Raw genomic sequence first — 14,161 nt, 5'->3', positions numbered from 1 at the left:
TTTATGGATAGGACTGCATCACTGTGGATACTGCACAACGGCCAAACCTGATTATTCGTCAATATCATGACCTGACTGACTATCAAGCTCGCTTTCAGGAAATGAAAGACTGGACTGAACAACGTGATGCAGACAGCCCTGACCAACTCTGGATTTTGCAACATCCGAATGTACTGACCCAAGGGCAAGCAGGCAAAGCCGAACATATTTTAATGGCGACAGATATTCCTGTGGTACAGACTGATCGTGGTGGTCAAGTCACATGGCATGGCCCAGGCCAATTGGTCGCCTACTTCATGTTTGACCTGAACCGTTTAGGCTGGAATGTCCGTACTTTGGTATCTTATGCTGAAAACTTGATGATTGAGCTGCTTAAAAAATACGGCATTGAAGCCTATGCCAAAGCAGATGCACCAGGGGTATATGTCAATGAACGAAAAATTGGCTCACTCGGTTTTAAAATTCGTAAAGGCCGTAGTTATCACGGTTTAGCCCTCAATATTGATTGTGACTTGACTGGTTTTCAAAGTATCAACCCTTGCGGCTATGCAGGTTTGGAAATGGTACGTGTGATGGATTTAGTCAATGACTATCCACATTTTGAAAACTTCTGCGCAGATATCATTGAAACTTTACAAAACAGCGGTTACTTTAATGACGTTCAAGTCATTCACGTATAAATGGCTTTCTTTTCAATAAGAAATAAAATAGAGTATTTACTCTAAATAATGATTTATAACACAGGGATTCAGCGCGTGATTTCAACTAAATCTGTGAAACCCGCTTTGCAACTGGCCTATGTCAAACTCATGATGGATGTGATTGGCAGAGGTTTAGTCATGGCAAGTCAGGTCGATGAAGAAATTAAACAAGAAGTTGCCAAATTTCCCAGCAACTTTGTGTTGTCTATGAAAGTTTTTCCGAATGGTCCAGCCTTTGTTGCCAAAGTCACTGCAGATCATCAATTAGAACTGTTACAGAATACGGCACAAAAACCCGATTTAACCATTACCTTTAAACACTTAAATCATGCATTTTTAGTGTTTTCATTTCAGGAAAGTACCGCACAGGCCTTTGCGCATGACCGCATGATTGCCGATGGTGATGTGTCTTATGCAATTCGCTTGGTACGTTGCCTGAACAAAATGGAAGCACTGATCTTGCCTAAATTACTGGCAGAACTGGCGGTAAAACAATATCCGACTGAACTCAGCTTAAAAGAAAAACTATCAGGTGCAGCCAATATCTATCTAAAAGTTGCCCAATCTTATTTCAAACGGAGTGCATAACATGGCGAAGCCTTATTACGAATTTTTTTGCCCAGTCAAAGTCATTGCAGGTCATGCAGCGCTTGAACATATTCCGTTTGAATTGGCGACACTCGGTTCGCAGCGCCCAATGATCATTACCGACAAAGGCGTGCGTTCCAACAATTTGCTTGCACCGATTGAAGCGGCTTTTGAATCTACCGATGCCGTGATTGGCTATGTTTTTGATGATGTCCCGCAAGATTCAAGTGTGGCGACAGTTCGCCGTGCTGCACAGTTGTACCGCGAAAACAACTGTGATGCCATTATCGCGGTGGGTGGCGGTTCAGTCATTGACACCTCTAAAGCCACCAATATTTTAGTCAGTGAAGGTGGTGATGACTTATTGCAATATTCAGGTGCGCATAACTTACCACGTCCACTGAAACCTTTTTTTGTGATTCCAACCACATCAGGCACAGGTTCAGAAGTGACTATGGTTGCGGTGGTATCCGACACAGAAAAGAACGTCAAAATGCCATTTGCATCGTATTACTTAATGCCACATGCAGCCATTTTAGACTCACGTATGACGCAAACTTTGCCACCACATTTAACGGCAATGACGGCTATGGATGCCATGACGCACGCCATTGAAGCTTATAGTTGCATGGCAGCCAACCCAATTTCTGATGCTTATGCTGCTGCAGCAATTAAAAAAATCAGCAATAACCTGTTCAATGTATTAGACAACCCAAGCGATGAACAAGGCCGTTTGGAATTGGCACAAGCATCTACTATGGCGGGGATTGCTTTTTCAAACTCTATGGTCGGGTTGGTGCATTCCTTAGGTCATGCCTTGGGTGCTGTGGCACATTTGCCACATGGACTGTGCATGAATTTATTCTTGCCATACGTGTTGGAATACAACAAAGACGTCAATGCCGATAAAATTGCCGAGCTACTATTACCTTTGGCTGGCGCAGACGTCTATGCACAAACCCCTGCACATTTACGTGCCGATAAAACCATTGCGACACTCTTAGCCATTCGTGACCGCTTATATGCACTGACTAAATTGCCACGCACTTTACAAGAAACTGGTAAAGTCAGCGAAGCACAATTAGATGAAGTCGCTGAAAAAGCCCTGAACGATGGTTCGATTATTTACAACCCGAAAGAAGCCAATTTAGAAGAACTCAAAGCCATCTTAAAAAAGGCTTGGTAATTCCTACAAAATAGGCGAACATAGCCGAAAATCTAGCCTGATGTTTTTCTAAACATCGGGCTTTTCATTGGTAGACTGCTGCGTCTGATGTTTTTTCATCAATATGGCGTTTTTTCTGCTAAAAAAGAAAGCAAAGATACTGACAAAGCGCGTCATTATGGAGTAGATTGGCGCGTTTTTACTTTTTATGTAGGGGGGATTGTTCGTCTCAAACAATCCTGAACAAACATGACTGATCCTTGATCAACGATTAAGAGGATAACGCCGTTGACAAATATCTCTGGGACTCAATCGGCAGCTAAACTGCAAAAAACGCTAGGACTCTGGCACATTATTATTATTGGTTTAGCCTACATTCAACCGATGACGTTATTCGACACTTTCGGCTTAGTATCGGAAGAAAGTCATTTTCACGTACCCACATCTTATATTTTTGCACTGGTTGCCATTCTTTTAACTTCTTTAAGTTATGGTCACATGATTCGTCGTTATCCTTCTTCTGGGTCGGCGTATACCTATGCACAAAAATCGATTCACCCCAACGTTGGTTTTATGGTGGGTTGGTCATCTTGGCTAGATTATTTACTCTCGCCAATGGTCAACATCATCTTGGCGGTGATTTATCTGGAAGCCTTATTCCCTGATGTGAATCACTGGATTTGGGTGGTGGTACTCACGGCATTTATGACGGGTGTCAACTTGCGTGGCGCGCGTTTTGTCGCCAACTTTAACAGTATGATCGTTTTGGTACAGTTGGTGGTCATTGGCGTATTTACATGGATGATGTACACCAAACTTCAGGCAGGCTTCAATGCCGATGGTCCAATTACTGCCGAGCAACGTTATCAGTTATGGAGCTTAGAACCTTTCTGGAATGAACTTACTTCGGTAGGCGCATTGATTACAGGTGCAACCCTACTCTGCTTCTCATTTACAGGTTTTGACTCACTCAGCTCACTTGCAGAAGAAACCAAAGACACTGAAAAAACCTTACCGAAGGCAATGTTCTTAACTGCGCTAATTGCGGGTGTAATTTTTATTGTCAGCACCTATTTCATGCAGATTTTCTTCCCAAATGAACCGGGCAGCTACTTTAAAAATATTGCAGAAACGCAGCCAGAAATTCTGCTCTTGGTCGGCGGCTCGCTGTTCCAGTCTTATGTGCTTGCCTTTGCTATTGTAACGGTAATGGCATCTGGTATTTCGGCTCATGCGGGCGTATCGCGTTTAATGTACGTGATGGGTCGTGATGGCGTGATCAACAAAAAAATCTTTGGTCATATCAGCCCACGCAGCTATACACCTTCATACAATATTTTAATTGTAGGTGCTGTAGCGTTAACTGCTGGTTTTATGGACTTGGATTTTGTCATTTCATTAATCAGTTTTGGTGCCCTCACCGCATTTAGCTTTGTGAATTTATCGGTGATTTCACGTTACGCGCTACGTGATGGTCGTACCAAAGGCTTTAAAGACCTTCTCAATTTTGTGATCGTACCGTTGTGCGGCTTTATTGCAGTCTTTGCTTTATGGCTCGAAGTCGATGAAACTTCATTGAAGTATGGCTTATGGTGGGCAATGTTTGGGGTTTTATACCTCGGTTATAAAACCAAAGGCTTTAAACACCCTGCTCCGCAGCACAATGAGTTTGATGATCGCTAAGACAAATAGCATCACAACTTTAAGATCAGGCGCTTTATGCGCCTTTTCTTATGCCTCAAATGGATTGCAGCGTTAAATCAGCAAAATAGCGAAAACAAAAAAGCTGAGTACAGTTTTGTCTCAGCTTTTTATCTATCAATTGTACGCATTGATGCTAAAGATCGCATTAAATTTGAAATGAATTGATGCTCAAATTAGAGCAATGCTTTAAAACCTTGCTGACGCCATGCCTCATACACAATCACAGCCGTTGCATTAGACAAGTTTAAACTGCGTGAGTTTTCTGCCATGGGTAAACGAATCCAGTGCTGCTGCGGAAACAACATGCGTACTGCTTCTGGCAAACCACGTGTTTCAGGCCCCATCAACAAGGCAACAGGTCGGTTTAAATCCGAAGTATGTGGTGTTTCTGTGCCTTTGGTGGTTAATGGATAAATCGCATCCAACCCCACGCCTTTGCTGTCTAAATTAGCCAAGCATTGCTCAAGATTGTCCCAAATTTGCATACGTGCCCATTCGTGATAATCCAAACCTGCACGTTTCAGCTTTTTATCATCCAGCTCAAAACCCAATGGCTTAATCAAATGCAATTGCGCACCTGTATTGGCACACAAACGAATGATATTGCCTGTATTGGCTGGAATTTCAGGCTCATATAAAACAACGTGGATCACAAATTTTCTCTACTTTTCACAATCCCTCCTCAGCTCCCTTTAGAAAATGTGGGAACTCCCCTCTTTTTAAAAGAGGGGTTGGGGGAGATTCATTACCATTTCAACTGTTCACGTAAATTGACCACTTCACCAATAATGGTCAAGGTAGGTGCCTGAATGTGATGCTGTGCGACTTTACTGGCAATATCCGCCAACGTCCCCACCACCACTTTTTGTTCAGGTGTCGTGCCTTTAGAAATTAAGGCGACAGGCATATCCGCCCGTTGTCCATGTGCAATCAGTTTTTCACAAATGCTTTCTAAGCCAACCAAGCCCATATACAGCACCAAAGTTTGCTGTTCATACACCAATTCTGACCACGGCAATTCAGGCGAACCTTCTTTTAAATGTCCAGTAAGAAAACGCACACTTTGCGCATAATCTCGATGAGTCAGTGGAATACCTGCATAAGCCGAACAGCCCGAGGCTGCGGTGATGCCCGGTACGACCTGAAATGACACACCTGCTTCATACAATTCTTGAATTTCTTCACCGCCACGCCCAAAAATAAACGGATCGCCACCTTTTAAACGGCAAACTCGCTTACCTGCTTGTGCATATTTCACCAATAATGCATTGATGCCTTCTTGCGGTACAGCATGGTTAGAACGTGCTTTTCCGACATAGACTTTTTCGGCATCACGGCGACACAATTCTAAAATAGGTGCAGACACCAAACGATCATAAATCACCACATCGGCTTGCTGCATTAAACGCAAGGCTTTTAAGGTCAGTAACTCAGGATCACCTGGCCCTGCACCAACCAAATACACCTCGCCTTTCGGTGTTTGCCATTCCGCTAAAGCCTGTTGGATACTTTGGTTTGCAGCGTCAAGATTGTCGTTGAACACCTGTTCTTTAAGAGGACTGGCATATAGCTCCTCCCAAAAAATACGGCGCTCATCTGGATTTACAATTTTCTGTTTTACTGCGGCACGCCACTGACCTGAAAACTCTGCCAGTTTGCCCATACCATGCGGAATGGTACTTTCCAGTTGTGTACGAATTTGACGTGACAATACAGGCGATGTGCCATTACTCGCGACTGAAATCACCAAAGGCGAACGGTCAATGATGGCAGGCACCATAAAACGGCAATGTGGTGGATCATCAACACTATTGACCAGCACATTTTCGGCTTCGCAAGCTGCAAAAACTTGCTGATTGACCAAATTGTTATCCGTTGCAGCAATCACCAAACGATAGTGACGTAACGCAGTAGATGGACTAAAAACATCCTGTACATACTGCCCCTGACTTTGTTGCACCAGTTGCAATAAATTGACATCAATTTCAGGGGCAAGCACATCAACTTTTGCGCCCGCTTTAGCCAGTAACACCGCTTTGCGATAAGCAATATGCCCACCGCCCACAATCAGACATGGTTGCTGCTGCAACTTTAACGAGATTGGAAAAATATCCACACTAAACCTCAATATTTAAATCTGATTGTAAGCAATTTCATCCTAAGTCGACCTGCACTCAACTTAGTCAATAAACTCTAAACCGCCCATGTACGGACGTAATACTGCAGGAATTTCAATCGAACCATCGGCACGTTGATAGTTTTCCATAACAGCCAATAAAGTACGTCCTACCGCCAAACCTGAACCGTTTAATGTATGCACAAATTCAGTTTTCTTTTGGTCGGCACGGTAGCGTGCTTTCATACGACGCGCTTGGAAATCCCCCATGTTTGAGCATGATGAAATTTCACGGTAAGTGTTTTGACTTGGCACCCAAACTTCTAAGTCATAGGTTTTGGTTGCGCCAAAGCCCATATCGCCACCACATAGAATAATTTTACGGTACGGTAAACCAAGTGCCTGCAAAATACCTTCTGCATGTCCAGTCAATTCTTCTAAAGCCTGCATTGAGGTTTCTGGTTTTACAATCTGCACCATTTCGACTTTATCAAATTGGTGTTGGCGGATTAAACCACGAGTATCGCGACCATAAGAACCTGCTTCGCTGCGGAAACAAGGGGTATGAGCGGCATATTTTAATGGCAAGCGTTCAGGATCAATGATTTCATCACGCACAAAGTTGGTTACTGGAACTTCGGCAGTTGGAATTAGATAGTATTCTTTTTCACCTTGTAATTTGAACAAATCTTCTTCAAATTTAGGCAGCTGACCTGTACCACGCAATGAATCTGCATTGACCAAATACGGCACATACGCTTCGGTATAACCATTTTGAACAGTATGTGTATCTAACATGAACTGTGTAATTGCACGTTGTAAACGTGCCAATGGCCCTTTTAAAACACTAAAACGAGAACCTGTTAATTTGGTTGCAGTTTCAAATTCCAAACCACCCATTATTTCGCCAAGGTCGGTATGATCTTTAATTTCAAAATCAAACTGGCGTGGTGTGCCCCATTTCAATACTTCTACATTATCAGCTTCGTCTTTACCTTCAGGCACAGACTCATCTGGCAAGTTTGGAATAGACAATGATTTAGCTTCTAACTCATCTTGCAACTCTGCCAAAGCCACTTCAGCGGCTTTGATTTCATCGCCAATAGCAGCCATACGCGCCATAATTTCAGAAGCATCACCACCTGCTTTTTTAATCTGACCGACTTGTTTTGCGCCCGAATTACGCTCTGCCTGTAATGCTTCGGTTTTAGATTGCAATTCTTTACGACGTGCTTCAAGTGCTGCCCACTCTGCCACATCTAATTGCACACCACGTTTTGCCAAGGCTAAATTTACAGCCTCAATATTATTTCTGAGTAATTTCGGGTCAATCATAGCCAATCTTGGAATAAGAAAAAAACTGGCTATAGTGTAAGCGCTTCGGGTTAAAAAATACAGTAACCCGATTCACGGCTGCACCTTATTACAGCAATCTCTGCGTATTTTTGTGCAATTTTATTGGCGAGGATACTGCGGCAAACTTGGCAAATATTCAGGCTTAATTAATTTTTCCGTCGCATAGTAAGGCAGAATCAACTCAGGCATACCTTCTGCATAAGATGCTAATTCATACAACGGATAGACAAAGACCAAACCATTAGCGCCATAATAAAAATTATCGCTCAATTTAAACTTTTCACGGGAAATATCATGTTCATTTAACCAATTATAATTATGGTTAAACAATTCTTCGGTCATTTTGGCTTCCGTATTGGGCAGCATAATATCTTGCAACGCCAAACGCTTTTTCTGTTTTAAATCAAAAGTCACAAATTCTTGGTGATGGATACCATGCGCCGCACCCGCAGGGTAACTGTAGCTTTGCAAACTAAACGTCGCTAAATTGGCATGTTGCCCGATATATCGCACATAGCTTGAACTCTGACTCAGCCGCATAGGATCAGTTTCTTCTACCTTTGGCGTTGCAGTTGATGCCGCAGCTTTTGAAAATGCAATTGGGTCTGCCTTTTGCAAGCGCTGCATAAAATATTCATCAATCCACGCCACATTGGTTTTTACCGTCTGAATATCGTAAGCAGTACAACCACCTTCATCACAAATTTGCTGTTGTGGCAATTTAAGCGCCACCACTTTAGCTTGAATCACAGGAATATCAGCTGCGATAGATGCAGGCGCAGCTTGCTCTGCTTCGGTTTTAGAAGTTGCCTCACTCTTTGGCTGACATGCAGTCAATAGCAATACTGAACTTAAAGCGACAGCACCCAAAAACACCTGTGATTTTAAATATTGCATTAAATTCCCCTCAGCCACGATTCACAAAGTCTAATGATTTGAAATGCAAGCCTGCACAAATCTTGCGATAAAATTGGTTCAATTGAATTAGTCAAGACTATAGATAACTCTTGCTGTTCAATCCTAGAGCAGTTGTGTAACGGAATAATCGGTGGATAAAACTGTTTAAAATTACTACTCAAATTTTTGCGTGATTATTTTTATTTTTTCATTATAAATCAAAATTTTGATAACAAATCCTTAATATAAAATAATGATCTGTGATGACTCAATCTATATCCCGCATACTGCAAAATATGAATTATCCCGAGATTTATCCACAGAAATTGTGGATTTCTCAGGAAGAATATTCAAATAAATTTCCGCTATGCTGAAGCTGAAAACCTTCTCCCTGTGGGAGAAGGCTAGAAAGGGATAGCAAATTATGCTTTTAAAAGAACGTATAAAACATTCAATTATTGATCAATAATGTCCGTGCCTTTTGGCGGCGTGAAATTAAAAGTCGATGCAGGAATTTTGGCATTGACTTTTACATTATTAAAGCGCACATGCGTGGTTTGTCCCAATGAGTCCTGTAAAATCATTAAGGTTGGCGCGTTACGCGCACCAAAACTAATGGTTAAACTCTGAAATACGCCATCATCACTTTTTGGGTATAAGGTGTAATAAGTCTTTGACTTATTCGGCTGGGTCACACGATACGACTGCATGATTTGATTGGTATTGCCCGAAAGCAACAACGCAGGCGTATTTGCCACTTGATCATCTAGGCTTTGGCGTACAGCTTGTTGTAAGTCTGGGTCATAAATCCATACGGTTTTACCCGTAGTCACAATTGTTTGTTTGGCTGGACTGGTGGTTTCCCAAAAGAATTTACCCGGACGCTCAACTTTCATAACCCCTTTAAAATTCTGGTTCATGTGCTGTGCCGATAAACCACGGTTTGGCAAAGCCTTGCCATTGTTGCTAACTTTTGTGGTTTGCTCAAAATTGGCGGTAAAACTTTTAATACCATTCAATTGTTTAACAAGGTTTGCTGTCGCTTGTTGCTCCGATGCTGCCACTGGCGCAGCAAACACTGTAGTACTCATGATTGGCGCTAAAGTGGTTGCACCCAATGCCACAGCACACATCGTTTTACGAAGCATATTCATAGATTCACCTTTTTATATTTGCTCAATCGCAATGTTTTGGATGTCCCATCTTAAACCAATTTCTGGCGCTAATATGATAGAAAATAAGAAGTTTTGTATGCTTATTAATATAAAATGTAGAAATTTATCCATCATGATGAAGAACTAAAAGTTATCCTTTGACCCTAATTTTCCATCATACAAGCATAAAAAAACCCACAATCACTTGTGGGTTTTTTCACTATTTCAGCTTACGCTTCAACAGATACGTAGCGACGGCCAAATTGACCTTTCACTTCGAATTTTACTACGCCGTCAGCAGTAGCAAATAAAGTATGGTCACGGCCCATACCTACGTTTGCACCAGCGTGGAATTCTGTACCACGTTGACGAACGATGATGTTACCAGCAGTTACAGTTTGACCACCGTAAACTTTAACACCTAACATCTTAGGATTCGAATCACGACCGTTCTTAGTCGATCCACCGGCTTTTTTAGTTGCCATGTCTATTTACTCCTAGTGATTAGCCTGCAATACCAGTAATTTTCAACTCGGTAAACCATTGACGGTGACCTTGTTGCTTACGGTAGTGTTTACGACGACGCATTTTAACAATACGGATTTTGTCGTGACGACCATGACCAACCACTTCTGCAGTTACTTTAGCGCCAGCAACAACTGGAGCACCGATTTGAACGTTGTCACCGTTTACAACCATTAATACGTCATCAAACGTAATAGTTGCGCCAGTTTCAGCTTTCAATAATTCAACTTTAAGGGTTTCACCCTCAACAACACGGTGCTGTTTACCACCGCTTTGGATTACTGCGTACATAATGTACTCCAAACATGCCCGTGTCGTCGTGCCGATAAAGGGATATATCGATCTTAAAACGAACGCCACTGGGGGTTATTCAAGGGCAAGGATTTTAAGCGATATTCGCACAAACAACAAGCCATTTACGGCAATTATTGCACAACAAGGTTGATTGTTTAATACCCAGCCGCGCAAATGACTTTTGTAGCCTTATCCATCTTCAATGGATCAATCAATATAGACAGATTGTGTTGGCGTAAACTGCTGTGCTTGTTAAAATCAGGCCCAACTTGAGCAAATAACTGAATTTACCCACAAAGTTATTGACTTCATTTTCTAGTAGAATTAACAATTACAGCATTTGGCAGTTGCCTAACTATTGCATTCATTGCGTTATTTTCGCAGACTTAAGCAGTTTTCTTGGCTGTAACATAAGTTACAACTGATTCAACTAAGTTGTCATTCAATATTATTGAGGTTTCTCTTCACATGACCATCGACTTTAAGCAAGACATTCTCGCCCCTGTTGCTTCTGATTTTGCCGCGATGGATACATTTATTAATGAAGGGATTACCTCTAAAGTCGCGTTAGTGATGGCGGTTAGTAAGCATGTGGTCGAAGCTGGCGGTAAGCGCATGCGTCCAATTATGTGCTTACTTGCTGCCAAAGCTTGTGGTGCAGAAGATTTAGAGCGTCAACGTAAACTGGCTGCAATTATTGAAATGCTGCATACCGCAACTTTGGTGCATGATGATGTGGTGGATGAGTCTGGTTTACGTCGTGGTCGACCTACTGCTAACGCCACTTGGAATAACCAAACAGCGGTTTTAGTCGGTGACTTTTTAATCTCCCGCGCCTTTGACTTATTGGTCGATTTAAACGATTTGGTGTTGCTAAAAGACTTTTCTACAGGGACTTGTGAAATTGCCGAAGGTGAAGTTTTACAATTACAGGCACAGCATCAACCTGACACTACAGAACAAATTTATTTAGACATTATTCACGGCAAAACTTCACGTTTATTTGAACTTGCCACTGAAGGTGCAGCAATTTTAACAGGCACGCCACAGTACCGTGAGCCGTTGCGTTTATTTGCAGGACACTTTGGCAATGCCTTCCAAATTATTGATGATATTTTAGATTACACATCAGACGCTGAAACATTAGGTAAAAATATTGGCGATGATTTAATGGAAGGCAAACCAACTTTGCCTTTAATCTCTGCATTAAGAAATACCACTGGCGAACAACATCAAATTATTCGTCGCAGTATTGCGACAGGTGGTACTTCTGACCTCGATCAGGTTATTGCCATTGTGCAGTCCTCTGGCGCTCTCGATTATTGCCGCCAACGTGCCACAGAAGAAACAGAAGCCGCTATTGCCGCTTTAGAAGCACTGCCAGACTCGGAGTATCGTCAGGCCTTAAAGAATTTAGCCTTATTGGCTTTACATCGCATTCAATAATTTAAGCAGCTTATGCATATAAAACTCAACGATTTATTTAGAAAAATGCAAGAACAGCTGGATACACCAAAAGCTGTTCTGGATGAAAATCTGCTGATTGAACTGGTCAATCGTATCCGTCCAAGTGACACTCAAGATTTAGAAGAAACTCATCAAAAGTTTCAAGCTTTCTTACAAGCCTTGCTGCTGACACCCGATGCCAGCTCAACCTTGCAACATTTTGTTTTACGTCTAATCAATCAATACAAACAAACCAGTTTATATGCCGACACGGGAATTTTATCACTCGATGGTTTTTGGAATCAGCTGTTTCAGCGTTTGGGCGCGCACTTTTTACCGCTGATTAATGATGAAAGCCAACTGCAAGATTTAGTCCGTCGAGTTTTTCCACTACGTAGTGATAAATACTGGCTCGACAATATTGAAGATACCGAATGGCAGCAATTATTTACTTTACTGAATCGCGGACATGGCGGACAAACACAAAAACGCCTGATTCGCAGTGAAATTATTAAAGCTCTAACAGTGCTGTCATATCGGGTCAGCGGCATTGGTTTATATCCTGAATTTATTAGTGCCTATCCTGAACTAAGTGAATATGATTCACCTTTTTTGGCACAAAACCGCGAAATCAACGAGTTTATTCAGCTTTATAAAGTTGCCGATCAACAACACGATCAAATCAGTGCCATTCAACCACCCGATGCCTCTCAAGCTTTGGTGATGATTGACCAATGTCATGATGTCAGCAGTAAAATTCGTCGTGCCACCAAACGAACTGGCGTCAGCATCAGTCTGACCTACTTATTGTCTTTACTTGAACAATGTTTAGAGCGGATTGAGCTGTTGCTAAATTTAATCGTGGCGCAAGACAATGTCGCTTATGTTTCCGCAGGACAGTTACTTGTAGATGTCACTGCGGCACTATATAGCGAACGCAGTGTACGTTCCTTGCTTGCAGAAAATAGTGAGTTAATTGCCTTACAAGTTACTGAAAATGCCAGTAAAACGGGTGAGCATTATGTAAGTACCGATAAAGACGGTTTTTGGAGCATGTATAAAGCTGCAGCAGGTGCAGGTGTTTTAATTGCCATGATGGCGACTTTAAAAACCCTCGCCTCGCGTTTAGTCCTTGCCCCGATGATGCAGGCTATCATCAACAGCATGATTTATTCATTTGGTTTTATGCTAATTCATGTCTTGCACTTTACCGTTGCCACTAAACAACCCGCAATGACAGCAGCAGCACTCGCCTCGACGGTTCAACACCGCAAAGGCTCTAAGATGGCGCAAATCGCCGAACTTGCAGCCTTAATTATTAATATTATCCGTACGCAATTCGTCGCTATTTTGGGCAATATTTCGATTGCGATTCCAGTTGCAGCCTTAATTGCGTTTAGTTGGGATGCCATATTGCATGAACCGTTGATGTCACACACCAAAGCATCCCATTTGCTACACGACTTGAATCCGTTTACGTCACTTGCCATTCCGCATGCCGCTATTGCCGGGGTATTTTTATTTCTGTCTGGTTTGATTGCAGGTTATTTCGATAACATGGCGGTGTATCGTAAAGTTGGGCCGCGCTTAAAAGCTCATCTGCATTTAAAGAAGTTACTCGGACAAGAACGTCTCAATATATTTGCCAATTATATAGAACGAAACTTAGGGGCTTTGGCAGGTAATTTCCTGTTCGGGATTATGCTCGGCAGTACCGCTACGCTGGGTTATATTTTGGGTTTACCGATTGATATTCGCCACATTGCCTTCGCTTCTGCCAACTTTATTCAGGGTTTAATGAATATTAATGGCTCACCTGAAATTGGCCTGATTATTGTGTCCTTTTTAGGCGTGCTGCTAATTGGTTTAACCAACTTATTTGTCAGCTTTACTTTAACCATTATTGTGGCATTGCGTGCGCGTCGGGTACGTTTTGAACAGTGGAAACCTTTGGCAAAATTGGTGCTTACTCACTTCTTAACCCGTCCAAGTGATTTCTTTTGGCCACCGAAACAACCAATTACAGTGGATGACGATTCATCCTCAAATACTGAACGAAATGCTAAAATTTAGTGCACATTTACATTGCGCACAAAGTAACAAAAAAAGAAATTCTTCTCATTTACATTGGCTTGAAATAAAGTGTACTGACTAGTACACTTTATTCCATTCATCAACCGTGCTCAAATCGGTTAAACTTACAGGGATTTTTAGC

At 42.0% G+C, this 14,161-nt stretch carries 13 protein-coding genes; 6 read left to right on the top strand and 7 right to left on the bottom strand.

From position 1 onward, the window contains the following. Positions 1–23 precede the first annotated feature (23 nt). The 4 genes from lipB to FTV52_RS05665 all read left to right on the top strand — a co-directional run bounded on the left by lipB (position 24) and on the right by FTV52_RS05665 (position 4,137). On the top strand, positions 24–680 hold the full coding sequence (lipB, locus tag FTV52_RS05680; RefSeq protein ID WP_004972253.1) for a lipoyl(octanoyl) transferase LipB: 657 nt from the start codon (positions 24–26) through the stop codon (positions 678–680). A 75-nt stretch (positions 681–755) separates the two neighbouring features. Next, entirely contained in the window at positions 756–1,289 is a 534-nt protein-coding gene (locus FTV52_RS05675; RefSeq protein ID WP_026438100.1) for a hypothetical protein, read from the top strand. Position 1,290: 1 nt separating this feature from the next. Further along, on the top strand, positions 1,291–2,475 hold the full coding sequence (locus FTV52_RS05670) for an iron-containing alcohol dehydrogenase (RefSeq protein ID WP_179990206.1): 1,185 nt from the start codon (positions 1,291–1,293) through the stop codon (positions 2,473–2,475). Positions 2,476–2,742: 267 nt separating this feature from the next. Continuing rightward, positions 2,743–4,137 (top strand): APC family permease, encoded by a 1,395-nt coding sequence (locus tag FTV52_RS05665; RefSeq protein ID WP_178866175.1) that lies wholly within the window; start codon positions 2,743–2,745, stop codon positions 4,135–4,137. A gap of 194 nt (positions 4,138–4,331) precedes the next feature. Here the strand turns inward: FTV52_RS05665 and FTV52_RS05660 are convergent, their stop codons facing one another. From FTV52_RS05660 to rplU, 7 genes are all read right to left on the bottom strand, one after another. After that, positions 4,332–4,811 (bottom strand): tRNA (cytidine(34)-2'-O)-methyltransferase, encoded by a 480-nt coding sequence (locus tag FTV52_RS05660; protein WP_136144597.1) that lies wholly within the window; start codon positions 4,809–4,811, stop codon positions 4,332–4,334. Between the two features lie 92 nt (positions 4,812–4,903). After that, entirely contained in the window at positions 4,904–6,274 is a 1,371-nt protein-coding gene (cysG, locus tag FTV52_RS05655) for a siroheme synthase CysG (RefSeq protein ID WP_004972262.1), read from the bottom strand. Between the two features lie 63 nt (positions 6,275–6,337). Then, the gene (gene serS / locus FTV52_RS05650) at positions 6,338–7,609 is read right to left on the bottom strand and encodes a serine--tRNA ligase (RefSeq protein WP_004972265.1); all 1,272 of its coding nucleotides are present in this window, start codon (positions 7,607–7,609) and stop codon (positions 6,338–6,340) included. 120 nt (positions 7,610–7,729) lie between these two features. Further along, the gene (locus FTV52_RS05645) at positions 7,730–8,527 is read right to left on the bottom strand and encodes an RsiV family protein (RefSeq protein ID WP_154320981.1); all 798 of its coding nucleotides are present in this window, start codon (positions 8,525–8,527) and stop codon (positions 7,730–7,732) included. 455 nt (positions 8,528–8,982) lie between these two features. Then, positions 8,983–9,681 carry an outer membrane lipoprotein chaperone LolA gene (lolA, locus tag FTV52_RS05640; RefSeq protein ID WP_179990204.1) on the bottom strand — a complete coding sequence of 233 codons (699 nt, stop codon included), beginning with the start codon at positions 9,679–9,681 and terminating at the stop codon, positions 8,983–8,985. A gap of 230 nt (positions 9,682–9,911) precedes the next feature. Next, on the bottom strand, positions 9,912–10,166 hold the full coding sequence (gene rpmA / locus FTV52_RS05635; protein ID WP_004760935.1) for a 50S ribosomal protein L27: 255 nt from the start codon (positions 10,164–10,166) through the stop codon (positions 9,912–9,914). A gap of 19 nt (positions 10,167–10,185) precedes the next feature. Continuing rightward, the gene (rplU, locus tag FTV52_RS05630) at positions 10,186–10,497 is read right to left on the bottom strand and encodes a 50S ribosomal protein L21 (protein WP_004972275.1); all 312 of its coding nucleotides are present in this window, start codon (positions 10,495–10,497) and stop codon (positions 10,186–10,188) included. Between the two features lie 471 nt (positions 10,498–10,968). On the opposite strand from rplU, the gene sdsA reads away from it, so the two are divergent. Both sdsA and FTV52_RS05620 read left to right on the top strand, forming a co-directional pair. After that, complete coding sequence (gene sdsA, locus FTV52_RS05625; RefSeq protein WP_104853134.1) at positions 10,969–11,946, top strand: All-trans-nonaprenyl-diphosphate synthase; 978 nt, start codon at positions 10,969–10,971, stop codon at positions 11,944–11,946. 12 nt (positions 11,947–11,958) lie between these two features. Then, entirely contained in the window at positions 11,959–14,019 is a 2,061-nt protein-coding gene (locus FTV52_RS05620) for a site-specific recombinase (RefSeq protein ID WP_179990203.1), read from the top strand. Positions 14,020–14,161 lie beyond the last annotated feature (142 nt).

It is taken from the genome of Acinetobacter sp. YH1901141, assembly GCF_013416935.1.
Classification (GTDB): domain Bacteria; phylum Pseudomonadota; class Gammaproteobacteria; order Pseudomonadales; family Moraxellaceae; genus Acinetobacter; species Acinetobacter towneri.
Note: the sequence above shows the minus strand (reverse complement) of the source record. Positions and strands in the feature narration are given on the sequence as shown.